The sequence below is a fragment of the Klebsiella sp. SYXHC3 genome (genome assembly GCF_057196925.1).
In genome coordinates, this window is sequence record NZ_JBXUNG010000001.1 from 355,380 (window position 1) to 381,034 (window position 25,655).

The window sequence follows — 25,655 nt, forward strand, 5'->3', positions numbered from 1 at the left end:
ACATTGCTTATTCCCTCTATCTTTATCCACGTAACAATCACTTTATCTTTTATTTTTCAGCGAAATAGCTAAATTAAAGAGCGGGTATTCTGTAACGATCGTTGGCGCGGGGCGCTGAAACTTTTGATTCCTTAATTCATCAAAAGAAATCTTTGATTCATAAAAAGGCAACATAATCGCAACTTTGCCCTCCTTTGGTGCATCTCCCCGCCATCACCCGTCCGTTTTCCGCTGATTTCGCAGGTTCTGCTACCTGGTATGCAAATTGCTGAACCCCTTAAACAACACACCTAAGGGGAAGACAATGAAAGCAATCGTGATTGGCGCGGGAATCGGCGGGTTGAGCGCCGCGGTGGCGCTACGTAATGCAGGCATCGCTTGCGAAGTGTTCGAAGCGGTAAAAGAGATTAAGCCGGTTGGCGCCGCGATCTCTATCTGGCCCAACGGCGTCAAGTGTATGAACCGCCTGGGGATGGGCGAGATCATCGACGCTTATGGCGGCCCGATGCATTATCTGGCGTATAAGGGGTATCAACACGGGGAAACGCTCACACGGTTCAGTCTCGCGCCGCTGGTTGAACGTACGCAGGGACGCCCTTCGCCAGTGTCGCGAACGGAACTTCAGCGTGAGATGCTTGATTTCTGGGGGCGTGAGCAGGTGCAGTTCGGCAAGCGGGTCACCCGCGTGGAAGAGCATACCGACGGCGTCACCGTCTGGTTTACCGATGGTAGCGAGGCGCACGGCGATATGGTCATCGCCGCCGACGGCAGCCATTCGGCACTGCGGCCATATGTGCTCGGCTATACGCCGGAACGCAGCTATGCTGGTTACGTCAACTGGAATGGTCTGGTCGACATTGATGAGTCCATTGCCCCCGCCGATCAGTGGACGACGTTTGTCGGCGAAGGCAAACGCGTGTCGCTGATGCCGGTGGCGGGCGGACGCTTCTACTTCTTCTTCGATGTGCCGTTACCGGCCGGGTTAGCGGAAGATCGCCTCACCCTGCGCGACGATTTAACCCGCTACTTCGCCGGCTGGGCGCCGCCGGTGCAAAAGCTTATCGCCGTACTCGACCCGCAGACTACCAACCGGATAGAAATTCACGATATTGAACCTTTTGATAAGCTGGTGCGTGGCAAGGTGGCGCTACTGGGCGATGCCGGGCATAGCACCACGCCGGATATCGGCCAGGGCGGCTGCGCGGCGATGGAGGACGCGGTCGTGCTGGGTAATGTACTGCGCGACAATAGCGATATTGTCACCGCGCTGCGCCAGTACGAAGCATTGCGTTGTGAACGGGTGCGTGACCTGGTGCTCAAAGCGCGTAAACGCTGTGATATCACCCACGGTAAGGATATGGCGTTAACCAAAGCCTGGTATCAGGAACTGAAAACGGAAACCGGCGAGCGTATTATCAACGGCTTGTGCGAAACCATTCAGGGCGGGCCATTAGGCTGAGAGTGAGCGGCGCTACGCATCTCCTCCATCACCAGCGTTAGTTTTTGAATCGCCATTTGCGCCGGACGAGATAGCTGGCGCGATGGCGCGGTGCATAGCGCCAGAGTCAAAGGTCGTAGCAGCTTATTACGTAGCGGCACAAACGCCAGCGAACCGTTGTTTACCTCGTCCTGCACGTCCAGCAGGCTCAGGACCGTCACCCCGCCGCCTTTAAGCACCAGCGATTTAATCAGACGAATATCATTGCAGCTAACGGTGTTGGGCGGCGAAAAATCATAATGGCGATAGAGCATTGCCACCCGGTCATGCACTATTAACGGCGCGCCGGGAATAATATGCCGTTCATCGCTAAGTTCCCCCAGCGAGATCGCGGGCGCGGCGGCAAAAGGATGGTGCGGATGCAGTACCACCCCGACTTCCATTTCAATAAACGCCAGTACGTTGAGACCCGCCTGACCTTCAGGATCGAGGATCAGACCAAAATCGACATCGGACTGACGCACTCTATCGCTGATGCTCTGGCTATCGGCGACCTGCAACATCAGTTCCAGCCACTCGCACTGGTTGATAATCTCTGCCAGCGCCGCGGCAAAACTCCCTTCGGCCAGCGCCTGCACCATACCGACATTCACCGTTCCGCGTTTTAGCCCCTGCAGTTCATCAAATTTCTGTTGGGTCACGCGAAACTCTTTTTGCCAGCGCAGCAGATTGTCATACAACAGCTCTCCTGCGGTGGTCATCCGCAAACCTTCCGGCAGCCGTTCAAACAGCGGCGTGCCGAAGGACGCTTCAGCCTGCAGTATCTGGCGGTTAATCGCCGAAGCCGAAATATGCAGTTTTTCCGCCGCCCGGCGCAGGCTGCCGCTGCGGGCCACTTCCATAAAATAATGCGCAAAGCGCGAGAAAGGACTCATCGGTTACCTGTACTGATTTTTGCAACGGATAGCTGAATTAATGCTGATGGATGTCAACACCCTACTATGGCAACAATAAACTCACAACAATTAAACAATCAACTTAGCCATCAGGAAGCAAGACGATGAACAGACAACCGCTCACGCCCCCCGCGCATTGCACCTTTGAACCCCAGGACTGGCTGCGGCTGGCAAAATGCTGGCATCCGGTGGCGCGCAGCGCTGATATCGGCCCGCAACCGGTGAAAGCCACCCTGCTGGATGAAAAACTGGTTATCTATCGCCTGCACGAACGAGTCGTAGTCGCCCGCGATGTCTGTCCCCACCGCGGGGTACCATTGACGTTAGGTTTTCATGACGCAGAAGGCATTATTTGCCCTTATCACGGCTTGCGCTTTGGGGAAGATGGCCGCTGTAACCGAATCCCCTCCAGCCCAAATCAGCCGATACCGGCGAAATTAAATCTGACCTGCTACGCGGCGGAAGAACACTATGGTCTGGTGTGGGTGTGTCTCGATTATGATGCTGACAATCCCCCGCGGTTACCGACCATGCCGCACTGGGCAGACGACGGATTCCAGCAACTGACCTGCCCGGCGTTTGAGGTCAATGGCTTTGCAGGCCGTCAGGTTGAAGGGTTTCTTGATGTGGCGCATTTTGCGTGGATCCATACCGACACCTTCGCCGATGCGGAGAATCAACAGGTTCCTGACTACCTGCCTGAGGAAACGGAAAACGGGTTTGTCGTCGACTACTGGAGCACGGTCGGCAATTATCCGGCAAGCGCCGGCTACCGCGCTCCGGAGGGATTTCAATGGCTGCGTCGCTTTGAGATGCATTTGCCCTTTACCGCCACCCTGACGATTCATTTTCCCGGTGAGGCCCGACTGGTTATTATGAATGCCGCCTCGCCCGTCTCATCACGGGTCACGCGGATGTTTGCTCCAATCGCCCGCAATTTCGATCTGCATGTGCCGGTGGAGGAGGTCTACGCCTTCAACCTTCGCGTTTTTGAAGAAGACCGGCTGATGGTCGAGAACCAGCGCCCGGAGACGCTACCTCTGGATCTTACCCTGGAAGCACATATTCCAGCCGACCGTAGCTCAATTGCCTACCGTCGCGGCTTGAAGCGGCTGGGTTTCGGTGAGTTTTTCCTGGTCTGAGCAAGGAGTTATACGATGAGTACTCTAATTGAGGTGGTTGTCGATGGTCTCTGGCGTGAAGGAGAACATAATCTGGCGGTCAGGCTGGTGACGCCCGACGGCGACCCATTACCCGCATGGCAGCCCGGCGCCCATATCGATCTGCACCTGGCGAACGGCGTGACCCGTCAGTACTCACTCACCGGGAGCCATCGCAGGCTGGAACGTTATCTGATTTGCGTGGCGAGAGCGGCAGAATCGCGCGGCGGTTCGCGCTACATCCATGAGACGCTGCGACCGGGTCAGAGGCTGATGATTTCGCTACCACGAAACCAGTTTGCCCTGCAGACGGCGCGACACGTCACCCTGCTGGCCGCCGGGATTGGCATTACGCCGCTGTATAGCATGGCGCGGGCGTTAGCGGCGCAAGGAAAGCCATTTACCTTACAGTATTACCTCAACCGACGAGAAAACGGCGCCCTGGTAGCCGCGATTGCCCGCAAGCTGGCACCTGAAAACGTGAGGATTTATAGCTCAGCTGAAGGCGAGAGTCCGCGAGAAAATCTGGCTGGCAGATTGCGCGTTCCTCACCGTGAGGATCGGCTTTACCTGTGTGGTCCGGCGGGATTTATGGCCGCCGCGCGCCAGGCGGCGGCCCTACAAGGCTGGCAGGCCGAGCAGATCCATGAGGAGGCGTTTCAGGCGTCAATGCCCGCCAACGACATTCGGCAGGAAGAGACGTTTACGGTGACGCTCGCCTCTTCTGGCCAGTGCTGGCCTGTCGCCGCCAATCAAACCATCGCGCAGGTATTGCAGGAAAATGGTGTGGCAGTGCCGCTCTCCTGTGAGATGGGGATTTGCGGCGCCTGTCTGACCAGGGTGGTTGAGGGAGAGGTGGATCATCGTGATACGGTGCAGTCAGCAGCAGAAAAATGCGCCATCGTGCAGCATGTCGCGCTGTGCTGCTCCCGCAGCCGCAGCACGAATCTGCTTATTGATTTATAAAATAAGGCCAGGCTAAAACTGGCCTGTTGCCGCCCTTTTCTAACGTGAAGCGCGGCGCAGCGTCTGGCGCTGAATATTAAGCTGTTTTCGCCAGACCCTGTTATGTAGATAAAGGGCGTTTGCACGGTAAAAAGTCTGGCTATTAATGCATCGGATACCGCCTAAAATGAATACTAGCCCCAGCACGGCGCTAATGAGAAATCCTGGTTTTAGTCCGGCGCCGAATAATGCCCCCAGGCAAACAGAAAGAAAATAAACAATCGCAACCAGACCGCTAAAAGCCATCAAAGCCAGTGATAATTTAAGCGCCAGAAAATTGCCTCTGGCAACGAAGTACATCGTCAGTACCATTATCAGACTATAAATTAGCGATACAGGCACACTCGCCGCCATCACGGCATACTGCGGCAGCCCAAATAGCTCGAACACCGCCAACCAGAGATAAGGTTGAGCCAGGGCAAAAGCGAACATGCTCAGAATCATAGCCCCTACCAGCGGTATTCCTGACATATGCCAGCCGACCGGTATACCCATCCGGTCTTTTAATCTGTCTTTAAGCTTTTCAAGCTGCTGCGGATCGTTAGTGTCCATTTTTCGAGAAACAACGGCACTTAAAATAAGGTTTCTGGTAATATATTTCATGATTATTATTAATGAGTTCCCAACAAGGAGAATGACTGAATAAGGCCAATGGCATATTGTGTTGAGGCCCTCATATTTTGCGGATTACGGATTGTTCCAGTCATGGCGCTACCCGCAAATGCGGAGGTATTCACTACCGCCGTGGTTAATTCACGTTGTAAGCTTCTCTGTAAGGCATCAGAAGGAAAGCGTTTGGGATAAAACCCTGCACGCATAGCGGCTTTAATTCCTGTATTCGATATTCCAGGGTTTTGCGCACGAATAATTTCTTCCGTAATTCGGCGACGTTCCGCACGGTTTAGCCCTTTAAGCCAGGTTATCACATTCGTTGAAGTGCTAGCTTTCATCATCTTATATGTTTCTATCGTGCTTCTCAGCCCAGCTCCGGCACCCGCAAGCGAAACAATATCTAATGCGGTACTTGTTGCCACATACCATGATTCGCTGTCGAGCCATGTGACTACATCATCATGATCTGTTGCAATCAGGGTAATACGACCTAAACCAATAAAACATTGCGCGACTGTAGCTACCGTTCCCGCAGTAATAATCGCAGCAACAACACCGGATGCCCCTGCGGTTATTGGAACGGCGGCACCTGCGCCGACAGCCAAAACTCCCGTTACGACAGCCGCACCGCATGAAATAGCCGTTGAGGTGATCTCGTTTGCCAGGGATGGCGTCTGAATCGTATGATTTAGTGCTTTGGTGGCATTATATGCCGAAGGTTGAGCATTGATTCGGGTAACGATAACGTGGGTGACGGTGCTTTTATTTTCCTGAGCAATATTTCTGGACGGTCTAACAAGCCACTGCTGGCTACCGTCAGAATAAATAATACCTGCATGGTTAAAATCTCGGGAACAATCCAATTGATTGGCCAGAGCCTTAAAATCAAAATCATTGCCTGAGGTCAGTCCCAGACTCCTTGCAAATCCATAATCGGGTAAATTGTTTTTTGCAAACTCTCCAGGCATTGTCATTGATTCTCTCCATGCATATGGGCATCTATTTTATGCCCTAAAGGTTAATTGCTATAGAAATATAAAAATTCAGGATTATTCCGAATGGCCGTTGTTACTCCACTTACCCCATCGCCTGGGACATCAGGCTAAAAAGACGTACATCATAGCTGTGGCGGCAAATATCCCCCTTCACCATTGCCAACGGCCGATCCGCCAGCGTGAACCCGTTTTGCCCAAGCCAGTGGGTAAACGATTCATGTTGGCCTTCCGGGCAATCGAGGCGCACAAACTCGCCGGCAAGCGTCGTCAGAAAACTAGCGCATAACGCCTGCGCATGATCGCTTCGGCTGGCCACCACCGGCCCGATTACATAGCCTCGGCCCATGCGGCGACAGGCGGCCCAGGCGCAAATCTGCTCCTGGCTATTGCGGACAACGGCAAGGTGCGCGTTGGCCAGCAGCCAGCGGATAAGACGCTCCCGTTGGGCGCCCCAGGCCTTGCCATCCAACAGAGCTAGCTGTGATATATCGGCGACCGTCGCGGCAGAGATGCCGATGCCCGAAGAAGCAACGGCAGGTAATGCGTGGGCGTGCCATTGCTGGAGAAATCCTGCCGGACGGAAACCAAACTTACGATATAACGGTTCTCCGGCAGGCGTGGCGTGCAGTTGGATAGTGCGGCTGCCCAGCCTCTCTAATTGAGCGGCAAAGAGCTTCTTGCCAAGCCCTTTACCCTGCAGCTGTTTAGCCACCAGCACCAGGCCGATAGTGGCGTGATGTTGACCCCAGCGCCAGCATAGCGTCGTGCCACAGAGTTCGCCTTCTACTTCCGCCACAATACCCTCACCTAGCGTGAAGGCGCACAGCCAGTCTTCACGACGATGCGGCCAACCCATCTGCTGGCTAAGCATCAGGCCACCGCTAATATCGGAGGCCCGCATTTTTCTCAACACGATTGCCATCTCCCGGTCACCCCTCAGTTGGCGGCGGTGAACTGGCGCGGCTGGCGTTTTCCTGCGATAAGCGCCAGAAATCATGCCCGGCGGGATACTGGTAAAGACGCAGTGAAAACTGCCCGGCCACGGCGGTAATGTATTCAAAAATAGCAGACTGGGTGTTCTCGTAATCCATCCACAGCGTCGAGGAGGTAAAGCAGTAGATTTCCAGCGGCAGCCCGGACGGCGACGGTTTTAACGTTCGCGCCACAATGTACATATCTTTAATGATATCCGGCCGTTCGGCGAGATAGCTCATCAGGTAATGGCGAAACAGCGTCAGGTTAGTCAACCCGTTATCAATAAACCAGCGATCCGCGACGCCGCCCGGATCCCGGCCATCCAGTAATTTACTGAGCGGCTCACTCACCCCACGGATTGCCAGCATCGGGGTTAACATCTCCTGATTCAGGAAGGTTACCGAGTGCTGATCGATATTAATACTGCGCATGATCCTTCGTGCGCCGGACGAGAACATCGCCTGCCAGTTGGTATACGTTTCTGTAAGGAAATTCTTGGTCGGAATACGCGAAATGGTGTTGTCCCAGTTACGGATAGTAATGGTATGCAGCGCGATATCCGTCACTTCCCCGCTCAGGTTCTTGTCTGGCATTTCGATCCAGTCGCCCAGTTGCAGGACATCGTTGGACGATAGCTGGACGTTGGCCACCAGCGACAGCAAGGTATGTTGAAACACTAACATCAGCACCGCCGCGACGGCGCCGAGGCTGGAAATGATAATCACCGGTGATTTATTCGACATCACGGCGAGGATCATAATCGCGGCCAGAATGTGAACTAAGATTTTGCCTATCTGGATATAGCCTTTGATGGAGTGGTTTTTGCGCTTGGTCTTACGCAGATAAGAGCTATTGACGATATCCAGCATTTCGTTGAAGAAGATCGACAGAAAAATAAAAAACAAAATTCCGCAGATGGTATTAATCGCCGTTACCAGCGATGCCGGCATATTGGGCATAAACTGCAGAACATAGTAGACGATAATAACCGGAATGAAGTTTGACAGTTTCTCGGCGATACGGCGGTCTTTTTCCAGCGGTACGTCCTGTTTATGGCTGGCGAAGAACACCTTGCGTATCACTTTAATCAGCAAAAACTTGCACAAAAGATGGGCAAAGATGCCGGAGACGACCAGCAGAATAAGGTTAAAGCCGATCGCTAATGCCGGATTACTTTCAATAAACGTCAACAGATGATTCAAATACGCCATGCGTTATCGCCTGAATAAATATGCCCTTTTGTATTAGCCCTTCACTCTCGGCTATTAATACAAAAATTTAACCAATGTGCATCATGACATGTCAAAGCCGGATAAGTCCACGCTTTGCGCGGGTGATCACATTCATTGTATAAATATGTTCATTTGCATTAATGATGCTCTGCGCCCACTATTAAGGGGCCCGAAATGAGGACATATCAACTCCAGGAGGAAACATGTTCAAAGCACTTGCCGCCATCGTCGCACTCACTGCATCCGCCAGCGTTATGGCGCAAAGCGATGTTACGCTGACTTCACTTGCCAAAGATAATGCGACCAAAGCGTCGTTCAGCCAGATGGTAAAAGACCATAAGCTCCCGGCTTGGGTTAACAGCGGTGGTACCGGATCCCCGGCACAAACCGTGAAACTGGGATCTGAATCCTGGCAGGTATTAAGCGCCTGTAAACCACACGATTGTGGAAGCGAACGTATCGCCGTGATCTGGTCTGAAAAATCCAAACAGATGGCGGGCGTCTTCTCAGTGGTTGATGAGAAAACATCGCAAGAAAAACTGACCTGGCTTAACGTCAGCGATGCGCTGTCGATTGATGGTAAAACCGTGTTGTTTGCCGCGCTGAGCGGCAGCCTTGAAAACCATCCTGACGCGTTTAATTACCCGCAATAAACAAAATCCCTGGCTATCCGTTGATAGTCAGGGGTTGCTCACCGCCTTTACCACTCCCTATTTGCGCTGCCGGCGTAGTTTGCCCGCGAGAAGAGCCAACCGCTGGCTACGACAATAAATCGTGAACAGCACGAATCCCTGGCGGTTAAATATTAGCCGGCAACATAGTAATGCCAGCGCGGCGAACGCCAGCGGCCAGAGACTTTCACCTGCGCTGACCATCGCTCTCAACGCTTGCGCCGCCGTTGACGCTGAGAGGAGAAGAAATAGCGCCAGAAATCCCTTCAGCCCGAGGGTATAACCGCGAGCCAGCAACACGCCGCTGGTCAACAGAAAAATAACCACCACTAGCGCTGGTACAAAGAAACTCGCTACCCGTATCGGCGCAGAGAATGGCGGGAGCGTCTGCAAAAATGGTAGCAGATTGAATGCAAAAGCCACTAAGAACAGTGGGAATAGCGCGGCGACCGGAAATGGGTTTTGCCGGGGACGTTCGCCAGGTGGACGCGAAAAGTAGCGTTCAAGTTCTGGCGTGGAGTGATTCAGTGAGGTGCCGTCCCGGCGCGCAATAGCGCGGTCTATCTCCCGGCCATGCTGCAGGAGATCGTAAAAAGGCTTCCCGAGAATGATGTTCAGGTATGGCATCTGGAACGTGTTTCCTACGGCGCCAGCATCAATACCTTGAACTGGCTGGGGACGATGCGCATACCGACCGCATTTGTCGAATTTTGCAGGCTAACGCTGGTTAGACGCGTCGCCGGCGTGCCTTTTAGCAGCACGGTAAATGCGCCGGTCAGATGACGCGACGGCCCCATCACCGTACCTGACGCTACACCGGTCGCCACGCCGGGGTTATCGCCGTTGGTGAGCGGCGTCACCGTCGCCATATTGTGCGCGGGCATGCCCATAAACAGAATATTGAGCGCGTTAGGGATCGCCGTCGGTCCCAGCGCGATGTCCGGATAGGGAATCGGCGTCGGCGCCGGCATCGGGGTCAGACAGACGTCGGGGAAGGCTAAATCGACACCGAATAGCTGGCAGTTAGCAAACATGATTAGCTCCTTAACCCATGTGGATCTGTTCTGAATCGACTTTGGTGATCGCTTTTGAGGTGATAACCGTATTGTGCGCATGCAGGCGGGCGTAATCTTCCGCTTTCATATCCAGCTGCCCGGCGCGCACCTGCTCGGTCTGCCGGGTAGTGCGCAGCAGATTGTGGCTAATTTGCGTCACCGTTTGCCAGACCGATTCGGCGCGCTTGCCGACGATACGTGACAGTGTCACCCATGCCGAGAACTTATCGCCGCTGTAGTTCATCTCGCTGATATGGCAGTCCCCCTGCGCGGCATTGACGCACAGGCGCTGACCGCTGAGGCTGAGTTCTCCCTGACTTTGAATATGCAGGTCACCCGGTACGCTGAGTTCCGCCTGGCGGCTTTCATCACGCTCCAGCACCGCTAACAGCCAGATCTGGCTGTCCACGCTGCTGATGAGTACGCGATCCCCAGCCTGCGGCGCGATCAGACAGCTGACCGCTCGCCGACAGTGCCAGCCGCGCCCTTCGCTCTCGACGGTCACGCTACCGTCGGCAAAGCAATGGGTCACCGTGCCGGAAGCCTGCGCCGGCGGCATCACCGCCTGGGCCAGTTTGTGATTAATGGTTGTCATCTGTTGTCTCCTTAACAACGGCTGTGGCGCTGGGCGCTCCACGCCTCAGCGGCTAATAACTCTTCATCGTATTCCAGGATCCCCTGGCGGCCGGTAAACAGCGCTTCGTCCTGGCGGGCGCGATGCAGTCGGGTGCGGGAAAAGGTCGCACCGCGCAGATCCGCCTGGCGCAGGTCGGCGGCGGAAAAATCGCTCCACGTCAGATCGCAGAGCGCGAATCGCGCCCCGGCGGCCTGAACCCGCTGTAAAACGCTCTGGAACAACCTGCTCTGGCTAAAGTCGGCCTGCTCCAGTATCGCGCCGACAAATATCGCCTGGTCGAACAGGCTGCCGCGACACTGGGCGCCGCGCAGATCGGCCTCCATAAACAGCGCCTGGCTGGCGTTCACCTGATTGAGTTCTGCTTCACGCAATGACGCGCCTTTGAAATTGCACTGGGTTAGCTGGGCGCCGTTAAACTTCGCGCCGTCCAGCGGACAATCGGTGAACTGGCAACCGGTAAAACCCTGCCTTGAATAGTCTTTGCCGCGCTGATCGCACTGGAAAAACACCAGCCGGTCGCACTGGATTCCGTCAAGCGCGGTGTCCCGCAAATCGATATGGTAAAAGGTGGTCAACAGACCGCGGCTTTGCGCAAAGCTGGCGTGAGTCAGGTCAGCCTCATAAAACACGCTACGTTCCAGCGTTGAACCGCTAAAACGGCTCCTGCTCATCTGGCAACGCATAAACTGGCTGCTTTGCAGCGCCGTCGCCGAGAAATCGCTCTCTTGCAGGTCGCACTGATTAAACACGCAACTATCAAGCGCGGTTTCGGCGGCCTGAAGATGGGCCATTTCACACTGATTGAAGGTCGTCTGCTTAAGTTGGGCGCCTTGCAGCTGCAGGTTCTGCAGCTGGCACTCGGTAAACAGGGCTTCATGCAGATTGGCATTTTGCAGATTAGCGCCGCGTAGCGACACCTCCTGAAACAGACCGCCGGAGAGATCGCAGCCCTGCAGGTTGATACCATCCAGCGATATTTCATTGAGTGGCTCGCCGTTTTTGATGCGCTGAACGAGCTCCTCCGGGCTCAGTATCGTCATATCACTTCTCCATCGCGCTTCGGCAGGGTTTTAATGCGTTTGGTCCATGCGCCATCCAGCCGCGTGGTTTTACTGGTAAAGGATTGTGAAAGATCGGCGCGGAACAGATTGGCGCCTTCGAAATTGGCCCCGGCCAGTTGGCTTTTTTGCAGCAGCGCGCCCATCAGGTTGGCGTCGGTAAAATCGGCCTCGCGAAAATCGGTGCGAACAAACAGACTGCCGACCAGATTCGCGCGCACAAAGCTGGCATCACGGCAATCGGCCTCACTCAGATCGCTGTTTTCGATTTTTGCCAGCGCAAAGCGCGCGCCCTGTAATGGCGTCTGGCGCAAATTGCTCTGCTGCAGCGTAGCGTGGCTGAAGTCGGCGCCAATAAGTGAACTTTCCGACACTGCAGCGCTGGCTAGCCATGTTGCAGCGCTAAAATCAGCGCGCTCCGCTATGGTCTGCACCAGCGAACAGCTTTCCAGCGTCGCCTGATGGAAAATGGCATGCTCCAGTTCAGATTGTAAAAACGAGCATTTGTGCAGCCGCGCGTGGCTGAAATCAGGTTGTGCCAGCGTCAGTTCCATAAAGACGCAGCCATCCAACTCGGCGCGATGAAAACGGCAGTCAATCAGGCTGATTTCCCGAAAGATCAGCGTTTTTAGCGTCGTATTATCGAAAATACATTGCGCAAACAGCGCGTTCTGTAGCTGACTATCTTCAAAGCGAGCGCCGGTGAAGTCGCTTTGATGGCACTCCGCCAGTACCAGGCTGGCGCCGCTAAAATCACAGTTACGCAGCGACGAATGCTGTAGCTCCGTTCTGGCCAGCACGGCCCCCTGAAAAGAGGCGTTATCCAGCTGACAGTGGCTGAGGTCCGCGCATTCCAGTAACGCCTTTTCAAAATTGGCGCCGCGAAAATCCATGCCGGAAAAATCAACGCCGGTCAGATCCATCCCGCTAAAATTGCCGCCCTGCGCCATGGTACGCTCGGCGCGTTGGCGCAGGATCATCGCCAGATCGCCCTTCAGCCGGACCGCCGGCGGCTGATGCTGCACCGCGGCCAGGTACATCTGGTGTAGCGCCTCGCGCGTTTGCGCGCGCTTTTTCTCGCTCAGTTCGTCCTGGTGCTGATGCAGCATCTCCTGCATTCGGTGCATGGATTCGGGGCCGCGCGGTTGGTTTTCATCGTTATTCAACTGCGGATAGTGCGCCTCCATCTCACGCTTGCGCTGTTGTGCATCATTCTCCATTTCCTGCGCCTGACGCTCCATGTCGGCGATAAACTCCGGCAGGTCTTCAAGCTTAGGCAACGTGGGTTCGTCGATATCCGCCAACAGGCTATCGATATCACCGCCGCTGGCTTCAATGGCGGCGCGGTGCTGTTCACGCAGCAGACGAGCGCGGTTTTTCATATTCTCCTGCTGCGGACTCGGCGACTGTTCAATTTCATTGTCGATCCACGGACCGATGGTCTCTTCCGGTATGAGATCCTTTTCGCGGAAGGAGAAGAGCGCGCCCTTCTCTTTATCCATTCGCTGGGCCAGTACCTTGCGATAGTGATTAAGCGAACGGGCGGCACCCTCTTTTTCCAGCGCCGGGATCAGCTGCAGGACGTCGGCGGCATCGTCTTCATTGATACGAATGAGCCCCTGCCAGATAAGCATCATCTGTTCCCGATGGGGAAAGAACCATACCGTGGTGGCGCGTAAGGCAATTTCTTCAAATAGCGTTTCATCCGCGCGCTGGCGATGAATAAAACAGCGAGCCTGCCACGGCGGCAACTGGCCCTCCTGCATTGGTTTCTCAGGATGCATATTCCAGATCCGCCATTTCGCCCCTGGCGGCAAGGTATCCCGATCCTCCCACCATTGGTCCGGACTGGCGGCGTTAAAGACTTTCCAGTCAATATCGCGGGCAAAACCGGGAAACTCCTGTTGTAGCCAACTGGCATCATATTTTTTGCCCATTCGGCTAAACCGCCGCGGCCACTGAATATCCAACGGGCCAAAACTTGCCGGCTGCGGTTTCTGCTGCGGCGAGCTTACTCTTCCCTCCAGCGGTTCAATATTCGGCAGAGGATGACGCTCGCGCCCCTGCTGTTTTACCGGCGCGATACCAAGACCGTGCGGGTTGTCGGCATAATCACCGCCGCCAAAGGCGCGGCTCCAGTCCAGGCGCATTTCGCTAAACGGCTGCGGTCGGGTCATACGTTGCCCCGTCCACTCGCGATCGCCGAACACCACCAACGACTTACTCAGTTTGTCGATATCGATGCGCGCCACGCAGGCGCTTTTTTCCTGCTGATGATGGGTATAGGCAAAACCGGTGGCAAGAAATTCGGCGCGGACTTTAGGGATGGCCATATCCACCACGCCGCCGCTGGTTTGCAGTTCGTCGGCGGCAAGCTGCCACAGTTCCATCTCGGGGCGCAGCTGCGGGTTTGGCCCCATATCCGCCAACGCCAGCACCGAAACGCCAAGATAATTTTTGCCCTGCCAGCGGAATGGCCGGTTCAGTACGCTCAGGCGTAAGGGTTTAATGATTTTCATATAGCCCTAATGCGATAGGTTCTTAAGGGGAATTGATGCTTAGCATCAGACATTACGATAATCGAGGTAGTAGAAATGTTGTGGGTCGTCATGGTGAACGCGAATATTGATTAATTGATTCACCTGAACCTCAGATTGGTCTTGCGCGGGGAATATAACGCCGCGGATGCCCTGCAGTTCTTGCTCATGCCAATGATAACGAAGGGTCAAAATGGCTAAGTAGTGATTATTAATTCGCTGGTCGCGATCGTATTTGATCTGCAGGATGGTGGCCTTAACATTGACACCATTCATTTTCGTTTTTTTATCTTGTCGCGCAGAGCGTATATTCTGCATCGCAACCCAGGCCACAAAGAGCAATACTACCAGCGGAATGGCCCATGCCATGGTTAGCATTATGGTAGAGACGATTTCCATGTTATCTCCTGATTAGTTGTCACAAAAAAAGCGGCCTGTCGTATAGCGCAATTCTCTGCGGGTTCGCCGGATCGTATTTAATCGTTGTGCCATTACCCGGCTTAAAACGCTCAATGTCGCTGAAATTCAGGGTGTAATTCAGGCTAGCTTGAACTTCAACCTGCTCGCGGGTCTTAAACTTAAAGGTGATACGATAGATCGGTTTACTTCCGCTCCAGGCGCTGGTCTGGTGTGCGGCAATGATATCTGCGTTGACCGCAATCCCGGATTGCAGGACCTCACTGTGGGTGAAACTATCCTTTAAATACGGGTAAACATCCTGATAAATAAAACGGGCCATGGGATAGATACCAAACACCAGTGCAATCAACCCCATGACGACAAAAAAGAGTATATCCATAGTGAATTAACCCACATCACCGATTTGCATAATAGCAATCTTATTGCCGCGTCCTTTCTTAACGACAATGGACAGCCCTTTACGTAATAGATGTATTTGTGCTGGTGCAATCAGCGCCTTGGCGCAAAATAATTGAGGCATTTCATCGATGCGAAAATATATATCGAAAAATAGATTATTACCGAGCATTTCACTCCATCTCCCAGGGTGTTGGTAATAACTCTTTGGGATTATCAGGCATGTAGTAGATGTAAATAGTATTGTTTCTCATGATTTTTACCATATTTTGCGGGGAAATATACTGTTTAGCCGTTGCCGTCACCAGACCTGAGTCAGTATTGAAAGATAATTCCATTTTAAGTTTAGTGCTCCCTCCGCCACTCGCGCCAATTTTTTCCATGCTTAATATTTTAGCCTCGGTACGAATGCCATTTGCCTTAAACTTATCATAATTGGAGCCTGAACGATAACAATATAAGAACAAACCAAACAAAATTAAAACGGCTAATATTAATGTTCCCCACATAGAGTCAAACATAATGATCCATTAATGATGAAGTTCACCACATATTAGAAATTCTGTGAGTGTTTTTAAGTGGCCACCTAAATGGCCACGAGCATAGAAGTCTAATGGATACCCTGTTTATTCATAATCCACATCCATAACAGCCATTCGTTTTGGCGGAACGCCCTCATGCTTTATAGTTAATTGAAGCCCCGGTTTTAATTTTGGGATTTCTGAAGCACGTACCACGGCGGCAGCATTATACTGTTTTGTCGTACCCTCAATGTTCGCCTCAAAGGTAAATACAAAATAATAATCGAAATTATTGGTCGCGTTAGTTTGACGCCAACTTACCAGAGATGCGTTTTTTATCTCACCGGGCCAGCGCTCACGGCTTAGCCAGTTTTTTATTTCAGTAAGGTCCCCGCCCTGTCCTTTGAGACTTCGCAGCGAACCGAACAATAGAAAAAAGCTAAATGCAACCGATGCAATAACAATTAACAAAGAGTGTTGATAAATAAAGTTCATTGTTAGCTCTTTTAGGTTTTAAATATAAATAATTGTCACATTATAAAAATAATGGTCTGTCATAAATTGCGATTCGTTTAGGATTTTTAGCGTCGTATTTTATTGTTGTCCCATTGCCGGGTTTAAATCTCTCAATTTCTTCAAAGCTTAGCCCCATATCAACACTCGCTTCGGTTTCAACACCTTCAAGAGTTTTAAATTTTAAGGTCAAATGGTATATTGGCTTATTTCCACCCCACATACTAGTTTGATGAGATGCAATAATATCGACATTTACTGCGATTCCTGTTTTAAGAACAGCGCTTTCAATAAACCCAGCCTTGATCATAGGGATAACGGAACTACGAAAATTCCGCCCAATAATATAGAGTGCTATAAGGCATGCCACAAGCAGAATATAAAACCATTTTGTATTTAGAAAATCTATTTAATCAATTCCAGGTCGTGATTTTATAGGTAGAATGAAATATCAAATATTACTGCACCATTACACATTTAATAATTAACGGAAGTAACCGCTATCTTTAGAGGCGTGTTATTACTGTACTTTACTGATAATAACATTCCTTTCTTTAATTTATGAATATCATCGGGTCTTACAATGCCTTTCGCAATGTATTTTTTTACAGAACCGTTTATATTTGCATTAAAATAGAAATCATAAATATAATCATTGCCGTACTTTGTTTCTGTCTGACGCCATGATTCTACCGGAACCTGGATTGTTTTACCGGACCACTTATCTCTCGATAACCAGTTTTTAATTGCTGAGACTTCAGATTTATTCGGTTTGAAGGCAGCGAATGATATACCTATTGCTATGATTGTCACCACAATGCCAAAGATAAAAGATGATTCCGTGATGACATTCATAGGGTTGCATCCGTGCTATTAACAAAAACCATCATCGATTGCTTACTCCATATCCCCAGGAACAAGGTAGACTTTTTCAGAGGTACCTGGGAGGTAATATAAACAAACTGTATTTTTCCTACCAATTTTAACCATTTCTTCCGGAGTTATAAAACGACGAGCATGTGTGACGACAACTCCATCGGGAGTCATAAATTCCAATTCAAAATCAAATTTCATATTCCCGGTGCCAGAGGTACTTATATGTTGCTTACTAATAATTTTAGCTTCAACTTTAAGGCCTTCCTTACGAAACTTCTCATCATTATTTCCTGACTTCATTATACTGTATAAGAACCACCCCAAAACTAAAATGGTTATAAAGATAGACCACATTGTTGAATTTGACATCGTAAAATCTTACATTAAGTGAACCATTGATGGCTGTCTTATTTTAAATGCAAAAAATTGAGAAATCGTTAGGTTCTGGATTGATTATTTATTACCAGCTAAAACCAATGGAAAGGAAACGCAGCATTTGGAGGCCGTTTCTATGCCATGTTCCCTATCAAAGGGTAAAGCAGCAATTATATGTCGTGCATCGACTAGTATTAGCCTACGCTCATGACTGCTGTTTTTTTTGGGGGTACTCCCTGGTATTTGAACATTACAGGCATATCCTTTTTTAATTTAATGACTTCAGAGGTCTTTAACACAGTTGCTGCTTTATATGTTTGAGCTTCACCACTCAAATTAGACTCGATAGTAAAAATATAGAAATGGTCAAAATTATTGGTAGTTGATGTTTGTTTCCATTCTTTTAATTTCCCTGTTGCTAATTCGCCGTTCCAGTTGTCTCTTGCAACCCAATTTCTTATTTCACTAAAATCTTCCTTCTGTCCCTTTAATCCTCTGAGACAGATGAAGATGAATATCAACATTACACCTAACGCAATAGGGCCTGAGTGTTCAGAAAGAAAATTCATACCTGCACCTGGCATGTTAAAACGCGTCGTTTCTAACGAGGCACATTAGAAATTGCCAAAGGTTTCCCATTGGAAGGGTCTGTAACAAAAACAATGGATTTAGTTTTACTATCTAGTTTAGCTCTATAAATAGAACCAACCTGGTAAGCATCAAGAGCTATTAATTGTATGGTTTCATCATGTTTTTCGAGTAGCCATGTTTTGTTATCAGCAGCATTTGCCACCCTCAAGTCCATTGTTACTACAGGATTGTTGTTTATGAAAACTCCGCTTTGCTTCATTGATAAAATTGTAACATAAACATCATCTCCCTGTTCCATTATACTGTGCTCTCTCTGTTGTGAATTTTTCACTATTCTATTTGCGAAATAAAAACACACAAAAATAATTAAAAACGTCAATACTGCATTTATAACCCAAGAGATAGACATATAATCCTCTGACTACATTAACATATGAAGTGCAAATAATGCGGTTCTTAGACTGCCGCTGTCAACCCGAGCCCCTTCGACTCGTTGAGCATTGATAACGGTACGACCAAATGTCATTCCTTGATGTGAAATATTTATTCCTGTTGCTGCATAGCTAACACCCTTAAAGGCGACACTTCCTGTTGAAATTGTAACATATTGGCCGATGAAATCCATTGCATTTTGGGCAAAGCTTTTCTTTTCTACATCGTTATGTTCAAAAACGGGAGAGTCAATAAAAACTTTTGTTTTGCTTTTTATTACTATTTCTTCTGGTGATTCAATCTTCACTTTTCCTGTAACGGTTTGCATCCAGGCGCCATCTATATCTACATTAACTTTCCCCTGAATATTTTGTTTTTGCCCTCCAGATTTTATAGTGAATACATCTCCGTTACCAATTGTCGTTTCTTTTTTCCCATTGATATGAATGGTTTCATTGGCGAGAACTTCCTCATTGTTATTCCCATCCAGAGTTAGCTCGCGATCACCTTTAATTTTTCGGATGTCACCTCCATTTTGTATATCTGTTTTTCGACCGTTTTTAATTATAGTTTCTTCACCATTATTATATTCTTGCAGCTCTAGATCTTCTACCTTAGTTGTTCTTTTCTTCTGATAATGAAAGGATGAATCACCAACGACAGTATCACTTTGCTCTTTTCCTATTGTGGTAGTACGGCAACCATCAATAGTTACATGTTTATCATTCTCTACCGAGATCTTCATATCTTTCTCTGAATGCATCTCGACGGATTCATTGCCCGGATTATCTTCGAAGAACAAGAAACTGCTGTTATCAATATTCCCATCCTTACTCCGCGTCATAAAGCCCATCCGGGTGGCGTCGCCGGGGAGATCCCATGGCGGCATGCTGGCTTCATTATACACACGTCCGGTGACGATCGGGCGGTCAGGATCGCCGTTGATAAAATCAATGACCACTTCATCGCCGACGCGGGGAATTTGCACGCCGCCAAAGCCCTGGCCTGCCCAGGCGCTCGACACGCGAACCCAGCAGGAGCTGGTGTCATCGCCTTTGGCGTGGCGGTCCCAGTGAAACTTCACTTTGATGCGGCCATACCTGTCGGTCCAGATGCTTTCCCCTTCAGGCCCGACAACTTTCGCCGTCTGCGGGCCATAGGTGCGCGGCCAGTCGGTTACCTGCGCCGGGCGATAGACTACCGAAGAGGGGATCACTCTAAAATGGATTTGGTGCGAGATATCGCTATTGCCGCCGCTGGCGTAGCTGTTCTCTTCAAACAAGTAATCTGCGGCGGTCGTCAAATATTCGCCGTTATCGCTAAAGAATGGCGCATTAGTTAGAGTAAACGTTGCGCCGGGAGCGATGCCTACCGCGGTGGCGGACGCCTGGATCTGCTGATGTTCAACCTGCCAGCGCTCCTGGCGGATACGCGCGTAGAATTCACCGTGTCCGTGATCGACAAATCGCCCCGGCCAGTCGTACACGTCGATACTGCCCGGCGAGGGCGATGCCGGGTTCTGCCGCGCCTGAAACAGCCAGGCGTTAGGTTTACGGAAATCATAGTCATCGAGGCTGTAAATCCCCGGCGTCACGCTATCTTCCAGCGCCCACTGGCCGATCCCCTCTTCAGTGGTAATACCGCCCGATGCCGTCTGGTGGTAGGGAATGGTTTCATAGCCGCTTACCGGTTGATGCTGGGTGGCTGAATCGGTCAGCACCATCGTATGTTTACCCGCCTCGTGGCGGAAATGGTAGGCAATCCCCTCCAGCTCCATCAGGCGGCTGATAAAGGCGAAACTACTTTCCTGATACTGGACGCAGTAATCCCAGACGCGGTAACTGCCGTTCAGCTTATCCTCAACGTTGACCTGGTATTCACTCAGCAACGTATTGATGATCTGCGGTACCGTCTGCCCCTGGAATATACGCAGGTTGCGGTCGCGTTTCATCGGCCATAAGTCGGGTTCAACGATCAGTTGGTAAGCGGCGTAGCGGATACCGCTCAGTTCAACGGCGCTCACCGCCACGCGGGTAATTTTACCGTTGAAATAACGCGAACTCAGCGCGTTTTGCGTCGGAATGGTCACGGTGACCGGCTGGCCAAGCAGCTTGCTGCGATCCAGACGCGCATCGCTGCCAAGCAGCGTTAAGCTGAGCTCAAACATTTCCGACATGGCTTCATGTCCGCTGAGTTTCCAGAAAAGCAGCCCCTCAACGGGGAGCTGAACGGTGATCCTGTTAGACATAATATTATTCCATTCAGGGGGATACAGTTTGTGCAGCGCTAGCTGCGCGTTAACAGTGGGTTCGGCAGATCGACCAGCACCTGTTGCGGGTCAAGGCGCAAGTAGCGTAACGGAATCGGCTTTCCCGGTTGAAAGTTTTGGATACGCGTAATATCAATAACGATATCCCGCTGACCGGTCAGCAATTCACCTTTTTCGTTAACGTAATTAAAATCGACGCTAATATTAATAAACCCGGAATTACCGCCCGAGCGGCTTCTCACATTTGTGATGGTGCCAGATACCGCAACGCCATCATTGTGGATAGCCGCTTTGAGTTTTTTATTTTTCGCATCGCGAATCAGTAATGACGCAAAAATATAAATAAACAGTAGGACCACGGCCAGAACGATTACGTTAGTAAAAACACTCATTTTCCACTCGTCAGTTTTGGCTTATCGTTAATATCTCTTACAAACACAATGGCGTTATCTTTTGGATCTAGTTTTGCCTCATAAGTCACTCCGACCTGCCAGGCATCGAGGGTAATGAGCAAAACCGTTTCCTGGTGCTTTTCCACAAGCCACGTTTTTCCATTATTTAAATCCTGTACCCGCAGATCCATATCAATGACAGGATTGTTGTTGATAAATAATCCGGTTTGCCGCATTGCGAGTATCGTAACCTGGATATCGTTCCCGTTTTCGATAATCCGCTGCTCCCGCCGTTGCGAGTTTTTTACTATGCGGTTGGCAAGGTAAAAGCTGATGAAAATAATAACCAGCGTCAATACTGCGTTGATAATCCAGCCTGGCGTCATTAAACACTCCTTGTTGACCAGTGATATCTTGCTAAATGATTAGCCCCCCGCCGTGCATTGCCGGCGGAGGGATTTCGCTCTCAATTGCGCCATCTAGCTTGATGGATTAATAAGCCAGGTTCCCGGTTTGGCGATATCCAGCGTCTGCTCGCGGGTTTGTCCATTACCCTGTAGGGTAATTTCATAATGTCCCGGCGCCAGTTTCAGCGAGGCGAAGCCGTTTGTGGCCGGTTGCGTATTATGTGGTTCGCCATTGAGTTTGAGCTTTTCCCCTTCCCTCATGCGCACGTAAACCTGAGCAACAGGCGCCGCCGCGGCGGCAGGTTTGCTCTCTTTAACGGCAACGGGCGGAGCGGTCTGCGTTGTTACCGGCGGCGTAACCGCCGCTGGCGGCTGGGTGCTGGCGCTCTGTGCTGGTTGCGCCTCGCTGCCGCCGCCGCTGAACAGCATACCGCCGGCAATAATGCCGACCAGTACGCCTGCGGCGACCATCCCCGGAACCTTATAGCGCCGCCAGTCTGTCGCGGCCGGCGCCTGTTCTTCCTCTTCGACCAGCGCCAGCATGGTGCCGGTTTTTTTGACCGACAAGACGTCATCGATACTGGACACCGGCATTTCAATCAGCTCGGCAAACGCGTCGATTGACTGGGGACGGTCTTCCACCCGCAGCGCCAGAGCTTTATCGACCGCCTGTAGCAGCGGCAGCGAGTAACCCGCCGGCTTCAGTTCCGCCAGCGGCTGATAGTTGTCCTGAATACTCCGCACCACGCTCACCGGCGGCGGTGAGCCCACGATCAGCGTATGCAGCACCGCGCCGACGGCATAAATATCGGTCCAGGCGCCCTGTTCGCTGTCATTATCGTCGGTATACTGCTCGATAGGCGCATAACCCGGGCGCAGCATAGTTTCGGTTTCGTCGGAGAGATTACCGATGGTCCGGCGCGCCGAACCGAAATCGAGTAGCACCGGCAGGCCGTTATCCTGGATCTGGATATTTTCCGGTGAGATATCACGGTGCAAATAGCCGGCGTCGTGAATGGTTTTAATGGCGCCGAATAGCATCGGCAGCATCCGACGGATCCATGCCTCATCGATGAGGTTTGGCTGCTGCTCGCGCAGGCGGCTCAAGGTGGTGCCGCTATAAAACAGCGTGCCCATATAGGCGGTGTCGTTCTGAACCCAAAAGCGCAGCACGTGCAGCAAGTTGGGATGATTAAAGCGCGCCAGCAGCCGCGCCTCCTGGATAAAGCTGTTTAATCCGGCGGAGAACGCTTTGCTGAAGCGCTCGCTACGCAGTACCAGGGTCATATCTTCGTTACGTACCGCCAGCGACGAAGGCATAAACTCTTTTATCGCGATGGTACGTTCCAGCTGATGGTCCCAGGCGCGATACACAATGCCGAAACCGCCGCCGCCAATCACTTCCTTTATTTCAAATTCGTTAAAACGATACCCGACCGGCAGCGCGTTCAGGACAGTCCGATTGTTTTCGTGATCCGTCATCTTAAGACTCACTTTCTGATGGTGTTACGCGGCAAACTGACAATGAAACTCGCCTTGCGCATAGCTGATGCGCAGTTGCGTAAACTGCTCATCGTTACGGTTGGCGGTTAACAGAATTTGGCTCATCTGCGGCAGCAGCGTGTTGGTCAGAATCGCATCGACCATACGCCCGCCGGATTCCACTTCGGTACAACGCTGAACCACCTGCTCGACGACGCTGTCGTCAATCTCACAGACAATGTTGTGATTGTCCTGCAGACGGCGCTGAATACGCGCCAGCTGCAGACGCACGATTTGCCCCAGCATCGCATCGCTCAGCGGGTAGTACGGCACCACCAACAGGCGGCCAAGCAGCGCTGGCGGGAAGACCTGTAACAGCGGCTGACGCAGCGCGCCGCTCAGCGCTTCCGGCTCGGGCATCAGATCCGGATCGGCGCACATTGCGCTAATCAGCTCGGTACCGACGTTAGACGTTAAGATAATGATTGTGTTGCGGAAATCGATATGGCGGCCTTCACCGTCTTCCATCCAGCCTTTATCAAACACCTGGAAGAAAATTTCGTGCACGTCCGGATGCGCCTTCTCGATTTCATCCAGCAGCACCACGCTATACGGGCGGCGGCGTACCGCTTCAGTCAGCACCCCGCCTTCGCCGTAACCCACGTAACCCGGCGGCGCGCCCTTCAGGGTCGAGACGGTATGCGCCTCCTGGAACTCACTCATGTTGATGGTGATAACGTTCTGTTCGCCGCCGTACAGCGCTTCTGCCAGCGCCAGCGCGGTTTCGGTCTTACCTACGCCGGATGGCCCGCAAAGCATAAAGACCCCGACCGGCTTATTGGGATCGTCGAGCCGCGCGCGTGAAGTGCGCACACGTTTGGCGATCAGATCCAGCCCGTGGCGTTGGCCAATCACTCGCTGGTTGAGCGTGTCGGCCAGGCTCAGTACGGCGTCAATTTCATTTTTGACCATCCGCCCCAGCGGAATGCCGGTCCAGTCAGCGACCACCGCCGCCACTACGTTCTCATCTACCGCCGCGAACAGCAGCGGCATCTCACACTGCAGGGTTTTTAGCGCCAGCTGTTTTTCATTAAGCGTCTGGCGCAGCGCCGGCTCGGCGTCGTCATCAGCCTCCTGCAATTGCGCGCGCAACGCGATGACTTCATCAACCAACGCGCGTTCCTGCTCCCAGCGACGACTCAAGGTATCGCGTTCGGTTTCCTGCTGCTGACGCGCCTGCTTGAGTTGCTCAATGCGCTGAGCATCGCCAATCGCCACCCGGTTCTCGCGTTGGGCAATCTCCAGTTCCACATCCAGGGCGGCAATGCGCTGCAGGCAATCTTCCAACTGCGGCGGCGGCGCGCTTTGGCTGACGGCGACGCGGGCGCAGGCGGTATCCAGCAACGCGACCGCTTTATCCGGCAACTGCCGCGCGGGAATATAACGATGCGACAGCTTCACCGCCGCGTTAACCGCTTCATCAAGCAGCAGCACCCGATGGTGTTTCTCCAGCGGCGATACAGTACTGCGCAGCATCAGCAACGCTTTCTCTTCATCCGGCTCGTGGATTTGTACCGTCTGGAAACGGCGGGTCAGCGCCGGATCTTTTTCAATATATTTTTTGTACTCCGCCCAGGTGGTCGCGCCGATGGTGCGTAACTGTCCGCGCGCCAGCGCCGGTTTCAGCAGGTTCGCCGCATCGCCGGTGCCCTGCTGGCCGCCTGCGCCAATCAGGGTGTGGATCTCGTCGATAAACAGCACGATCGGCGTCGGGCTGGATTGCACTTCGTTAATTAACGCCTGAAGACGGGCTTCAAATTCGCCTTTCATGCCCGCACCGGCCTGCAGCATGCCGATGTCCAGCAGCCACAGCTCAATATTACGCAACGGCTGCGGGACATCGCCTGCGGCGATCCGCCGCGCCAGCCCTTCCACCACCGCGGTTTTGCCGACGCCGGCTTCCCCAGTCAGCAGCGGGTTGTTCTGCCTGCGCCGCATCAGGATATCCACCATCTGGCGGATCTCTTCATCGCGGCCAACCACCGGATCGATTTTGCCCTCCTGCGCCCGCAGCGTCAGGTTCTGTCCGTACTGGGCCAGTGTACCCTGCGCCGTCGGCGTCGCGCCAGTGTTGGCCGTCTCCACCACAGCCTGCTGGCTCTCTTTACTGGCGGCCAGCAACGTCTCAAAGCTCTCGCTCAAGGCATCGACATTGATTTTGCTAAACTGCGGCGAAATGCCTTTCAGAACGTTAGCCAGATTCCAGGTTTTCAGCAGCCCTATTAACAAATGGCCGCCGCGGATGCGGTTGACGCCATATTTCAGCGAGCCATAAACCCACGCGCGTTCGACGGCGCTATCGATATGCTCAGAAAGGTCGGAGACCGAGCTGGCGCCGCGCGGCAGCGCATCCAGGGCCGCGATGATATCGCGGGTCAGCGCCTGCTCATCAAGGGCGAAATGGCGGATAATGTGTTGCAGATCGCCGTCCTGCTGCTGCATCAGTTGATGCAGCCAGTGCACCAGCTCAACGTAAGGGTTGCCGCGCAGTTTACAAAAGGCGGTTGCGCTTTCCAGCGAGGTAAACAACAGCGTATCCAGTTTGCCGAAGAGTACGGCACGGCTGATTTCTGACATGTTCGGTTCCATT

The 25,655-nt window shown here is 52.1% G+C and carries 29 protein-coding genes; 4 read left to right on the plus strand and 25 right to left on the minus strand.

What is annotated here, in order from left to right; all coding sequences use genetic code 11:
• The first annotated feature begins 304 nt into the window (after positions 1-304).
• Positions 305-1,459, plus strand: a complete 1,155-nt coding sequence (hpxO, locus tag AC2CGP_RS01755) for an FAD-dependent urate hydroxylase HpxO (RefSeq protein WP_209162708.1) — start codon at positions 305-307, stop codon at positions 1,457-1,459.
• On the opposite strand, the gene hpxR is transcribed toward hpxO, so the two are convergent.
• On the minus strand, positions 1,438-2,373 hold the full coding sequence (gene hpxR, locus AC2CGP_RS01760) for a LysR family hpxDE operon transcriptional regulator HpxR (RefSeq protein WP_047038539.1): 936 nt from the start codon (positions 2,371-2,373) through the stop codon (positions 1,438-1,440). The two genes, hpxO and hpxR, sit on opposite strands and share 22 nt — an antisense overlap.
• A 125-nt stretch (positions 2,374-2,498) precedes the next feature.
• On the opposite strand from hpxR, the gene hpxD reads away from it, so the two are divergent.
• Positions 2,499-3,536 carry a molybdenum cofactor-independent xanthine hydroxylase subunit HpxD gene (hpxD, locus tag AC2CGP_RS01765; RefSeq protein WP_032714508.1) on the plus strand — a complete coding sequence of 346 codons (1,038 nt, stop codon included), beginning with the start codon at positions 2,499-2,501 and terminating at the stop codon, positions 3,534-3,536.
• Positions 3,537-3,551: 15 nt separating this feature from the next.
• The gene (locus tag AC2CGP_RS01770; protein ID WP_209162710.1) at positions 3,552-4,520 is read left to right on the plus strand and encodes a PDR/VanB family oxidoreductase; all 969 of its coding nucleotides are present in this window, start codon (positions 3,552-3,554) and stop codon (positions 4,518-4,520) included.
• A 39-nt stretch (positions 4,521-4,559) separates the two neighbouring features.
• Here AC2CGP_RS01770 and AC2CGP_RS01775 read toward each other — a convergent pair whose 3' ends face one another.
• The 4 genes from AC2CGP_RS01775 to AC2CGP_RS01790 all read right to left on the minus strand — a co-directional run bounded on the left by AC2CGP_RS01775 (position 4,560) and on the right by AC2CGP_RS01790 (position 8,352).
• The gene (locus tag AC2CGP_RS01775) at positions 4,560-5,162 is read right to left on the minus strand and encodes a hypothetical protein (RefSeq protein ID WP_225623195.1); all 603 of its coding nucleotides are present in this window, start codon (positions 5,160-5,162) and stop codon (positions 4,560-4,562) included.
• A gap of 8 nt (positions 5,163-5,170) precedes the next feature.
• Positions 5,171-6,145 (minus strand): Ssp4 family T6SS effector, encoded by a 975-nt coding sequence (ssp4, locus tag AC2CGP_RS01780; protein WP_015705429.1) that lies wholly within the window; start codon positions 6,143-6,145, stop codon positions 5,171-5,173.
• A 103-nt stretch (positions 6,146-6,248) separates the two neighbouring features.
• Positions 6,249-7,088 (minus strand): GNAT family N-acetyltransferase, encoded by an 840-nt coding sequence (locus AC2CGP_RS01785; RefSeq protein ID WP_213759275.1) that lies wholly within the window; start codon positions 7,086-7,088, stop codon positions 6,249-6,251.
• A gap of 7 nt (positions 7,089-7,095) precedes the next feature.
• A complete protein-coding gene (locus tag AC2CGP_RS01790; protein WP_015366587.1) occupies positions 7,096-8,352 on the minus strand; it encodes a mechanosensitive ion channel family protein in 1,257 nt (418 codons plus the stop codon).
• A 224-nt stretch (positions 8,353-8,576) separates the two neighbouring features.
• On the opposite strand from AC2CGP_RS01790, the gene ivy reads away from it, so the two are divergent.
• Positions 8,577-9,026: an Ivy family C-type lysozyme inhibitor gene (ivy, locus tag AC2CGP_RS01795; RefSeq protein ID WP_047038528.1), complete on the plus strand. Its 450-nt coding sequence runs from the start codon at positions 8,577-8,579 to the stop codon at positions 9,024-9,026.
• 57 nt (positions 9,027-9,083) lie between these two features.
• Here the strand turns inward: ivy and AC2CGP_RS01800 are convergent, their stop codons facing one another.
• The 20 genes from AC2CGP_RS01800 to tssH form a co-directional block, all read right to left on the minus strand.
• Positions 9,084-9,671, minus strand: a complete 588-nt coding sequence (locus tag AC2CGP_RS01800) for a hypothetical protein (protein WP_047080796.1) — start codon at positions 9,669-9,671, stop codon at positions 9,084-9,086.
• A gap of 14 nt (positions 9,672-9,685) precedes the next feature.
• Positions 9,686-10,078 carry a DUF4150 domain-containing protein gene (locus AC2CGP_RS01805; RefSeq protein WP_015366584.1) on the minus strand — a complete coding sequence of 131 codons (393 nt, stop codon included), beginning with the start codon at positions 10,076-10,078 and terminating at the stop codon, positions 9,686-9,688.
• A gap of 10 nt (positions 10,079-10,088) precedes the next feature.
• Positions 10,089-10,694 (minus strand): DUF3540 domain-containing protein, encoded by a 606-nt coding sequence (locus AC2CGP_RS01810; protein WP_047038520.1) that lies wholly within the window; start codon positions 10,692-10,694, stop codon positions 10,089-10,091.
• Positions 10,695-10,705: 11 nt separating this feature from the next.
• Positions 10,706-11,776: a pentapeptide repeat-containing protein gene (locus tag AC2CGP_RS01815; RefSeq protein ID WP_475702537.1), complete on the minus strand. Its 1,071-nt coding sequence runs from the start codon at positions 11,774-11,776 to the stop codon at positions 10,706-10,708.
• On the minus strand, positions 11,773-14,313 hold the full coding sequence (locus AC2CGP_RS01820; RefSeq protein ID WP_213759277.1) for a DUF2169 family type VI secretion system accessory protein: 2,541 nt from the start codon (positions 14,311-14,313) through the stop codon (positions 11,773-11,775). The genes AC2CGP_RS01815 and AC2CGP_RS01820 overlap by 4 nt, the downstream gene beginning before the upstream one ends.
• Positions 14,314-14,358: 45 nt before the next feature.
• Entirely contained in the window at positions 14,359-14,730 is a 372-nt protein-coding gene (locus tag AC2CGP_RS01825) for a hypothetical protein (RefSeq protein ID WP_484502235.1), read from the minus strand.
• A gap of 19 nt (positions 14,731-14,749) precedes the next feature.
• Positions 14,750-15,130: a DUF3592 domain-containing protein gene (locus AC2CGP_RS01830; RefSeq protein ID WP_032711652.1), complete on the minus strand. Its 381-nt coding sequence runs from the start codon at positions 15,128-15,130 to the stop codon at positions 14,750-14,752.
• Between the two features lie 6 nt (positions 15,131-15,136).
• Complete coding sequence (locus AC2CGP_RS01835; protein WP_228304105.1) at positions 15,137-15,319, minus strand: hypothetical protein; 183 nt, start codon at positions 15,317-15,319, stop codon at positions 15,137-15,139.
• A gap of 1 nt (position 15,320) precedes the next feature.
• Positions 15,321-15,668 carry a DUF3592 domain-containing protein gene (locus AC2CGP_RS01840; protein ID WP_015705439.1) on the minus strand — a complete coding sequence of 116 codons (348 nt, stop codon included), beginning with the start codon at positions 15,666-15,668 and terminating at the stop codon, positions 15,321-15,323.
• Between the two features lie 105 nt (positions 15,669-15,773).
• A complete protein-coding gene (locus AC2CGP_RS01845; RefSeq protein ID WP_015705440.1) occupies positions 15,774-16,163 on the minus strand; it encodes a hypothetical protein in 390 nt (129 codons plus the stop codon).
• A 40-nt stretch (positions 16,164-16,203) separates the two neighbouring features.
• A complete protein-coding gene (locus AC2CGP_RS01850) occupies positions 16,204-16,491 on the minus strand; it encodes a DUF3592 domain-containing protein (RefSeq protein WP_228304107.1) in 288 nt (95 codons plus the stop codon).
• A 167-nt stretch (positions 16,492-16,658) separates the two neighbouring features.
• Positions 16,659-17,036 carry a hypothetical protein gene (locus tag AC2CGP_RS01855; protein ID WP_213759278.1) on the minus strand — a complete coding sequence of 126 codons (378 nt, stop codon included), beginning with the start codon at positions 17,034-17,036 and terminating at the stop codon, positions 16,659-16,661.
• Between the two features lie 42 nt (positions 17,037-17,078).
• Positions 17,079-17,426, minus strand: coding sequence for a glycogen/starch/alpha-glucan phosphorylase (locus AC2CGP_RS01860; RefSeq protein WP_228304108.1), 348 nt, complete (start codon positions 17,424-17,426; stop codon positions 17,079-17,081).
• A 200-nt stretch (positions 17,427-17,626) separates the two neighbouring features.
• Positions 17,627-18,001 carry a hypothetical protein gene (locus AC2CGP_RS01865; protein WP_021469585.1) on the minus strand — a complete coding sequence of 125 codons (375 nt, stop codon included), beginning with the start codon at positions 17,999-18,001 and terminating at the stop codon, positions 17,627-17,629.
• Between the two features lie 32 nt (positions 18,002-18,033).
• The gene (locus AC2CGP_RS01870) at positions 18,034-18,432 is read right to left on the minus strand and encodes a hypothetical protein (RefSeq protein ID WP_045360889.1); all 399 of its coding nucleotides are present in this window, start codon (positions 18,430-18,432) and stop codon (positions 18,034-18,036) included.
• A gap of 12 nt (positions 18,433-18,444) precedes the next feature.
• The gene (locus AC2CGP_RS01875; protein WP_064736558.1) at positions 18,445-20,703 is read right to left on the minus strand and encodes a type VI secretion system Vgr family protein; all 2,259 of its coding nucleotides are present in this window, start codon (positions 20,701-20,703) and stop codon (positions 18,445-18,447) included.
• Positions 20,704-20,741: 38 nt separating this feature from the next.
• A complete protein-coding gene (locus tag AC2CGP_RS01880; RefSeq protein ID WP_015366576.1) occupies positions 20,742-21,116 on the minus strand; it encodes a DUF3592 domain-containing protein in 375 nt (124 codons plus the stop codon).
• On the minus strand, positions 21,113-21,502 hold the full coding sequence (locus AC2CGP_RS01885) for a hypothetical protein (protein ID WP_015366575.1): 390 nt from the start codon (positions 21,500-21,502) through the stop codon (positions 21,113-21,115). Before AC2CGP_RS01885 ends, AC2CGP_RS01880 begins: the two co-directional genes overlap by 4 nt.
• 93 nt (positions 21,503-21,595) lie before the next feature.
• Positions 21,596-23,005 (minus strand): serine/threonine protein kinase, encoded by a 1,410-nt coding sequence (locus tag AC2CGP_RS01890; RefSeq protein WP_213759279.1) that lies wholly within the window; start codon positions 23,003-23,005, stop codon positions 21,596-21,598.
• Positions 23,006-23,029: 24 nt separating this feature from the next.
• Positions 23,030-25,642, minus strand: a complete 2,613-nt coding sequence (gene tssH / locus AC2CGP_RS01895; RefSeq protein ID WP_213759280.1) for a type VI secretion system ATPase TssH — start codon at positions 25,640-25,642, stop codon at positions 23,030-23,032.
• Positions 25,643-25,655: the final 13 nt, after the last annotated feature.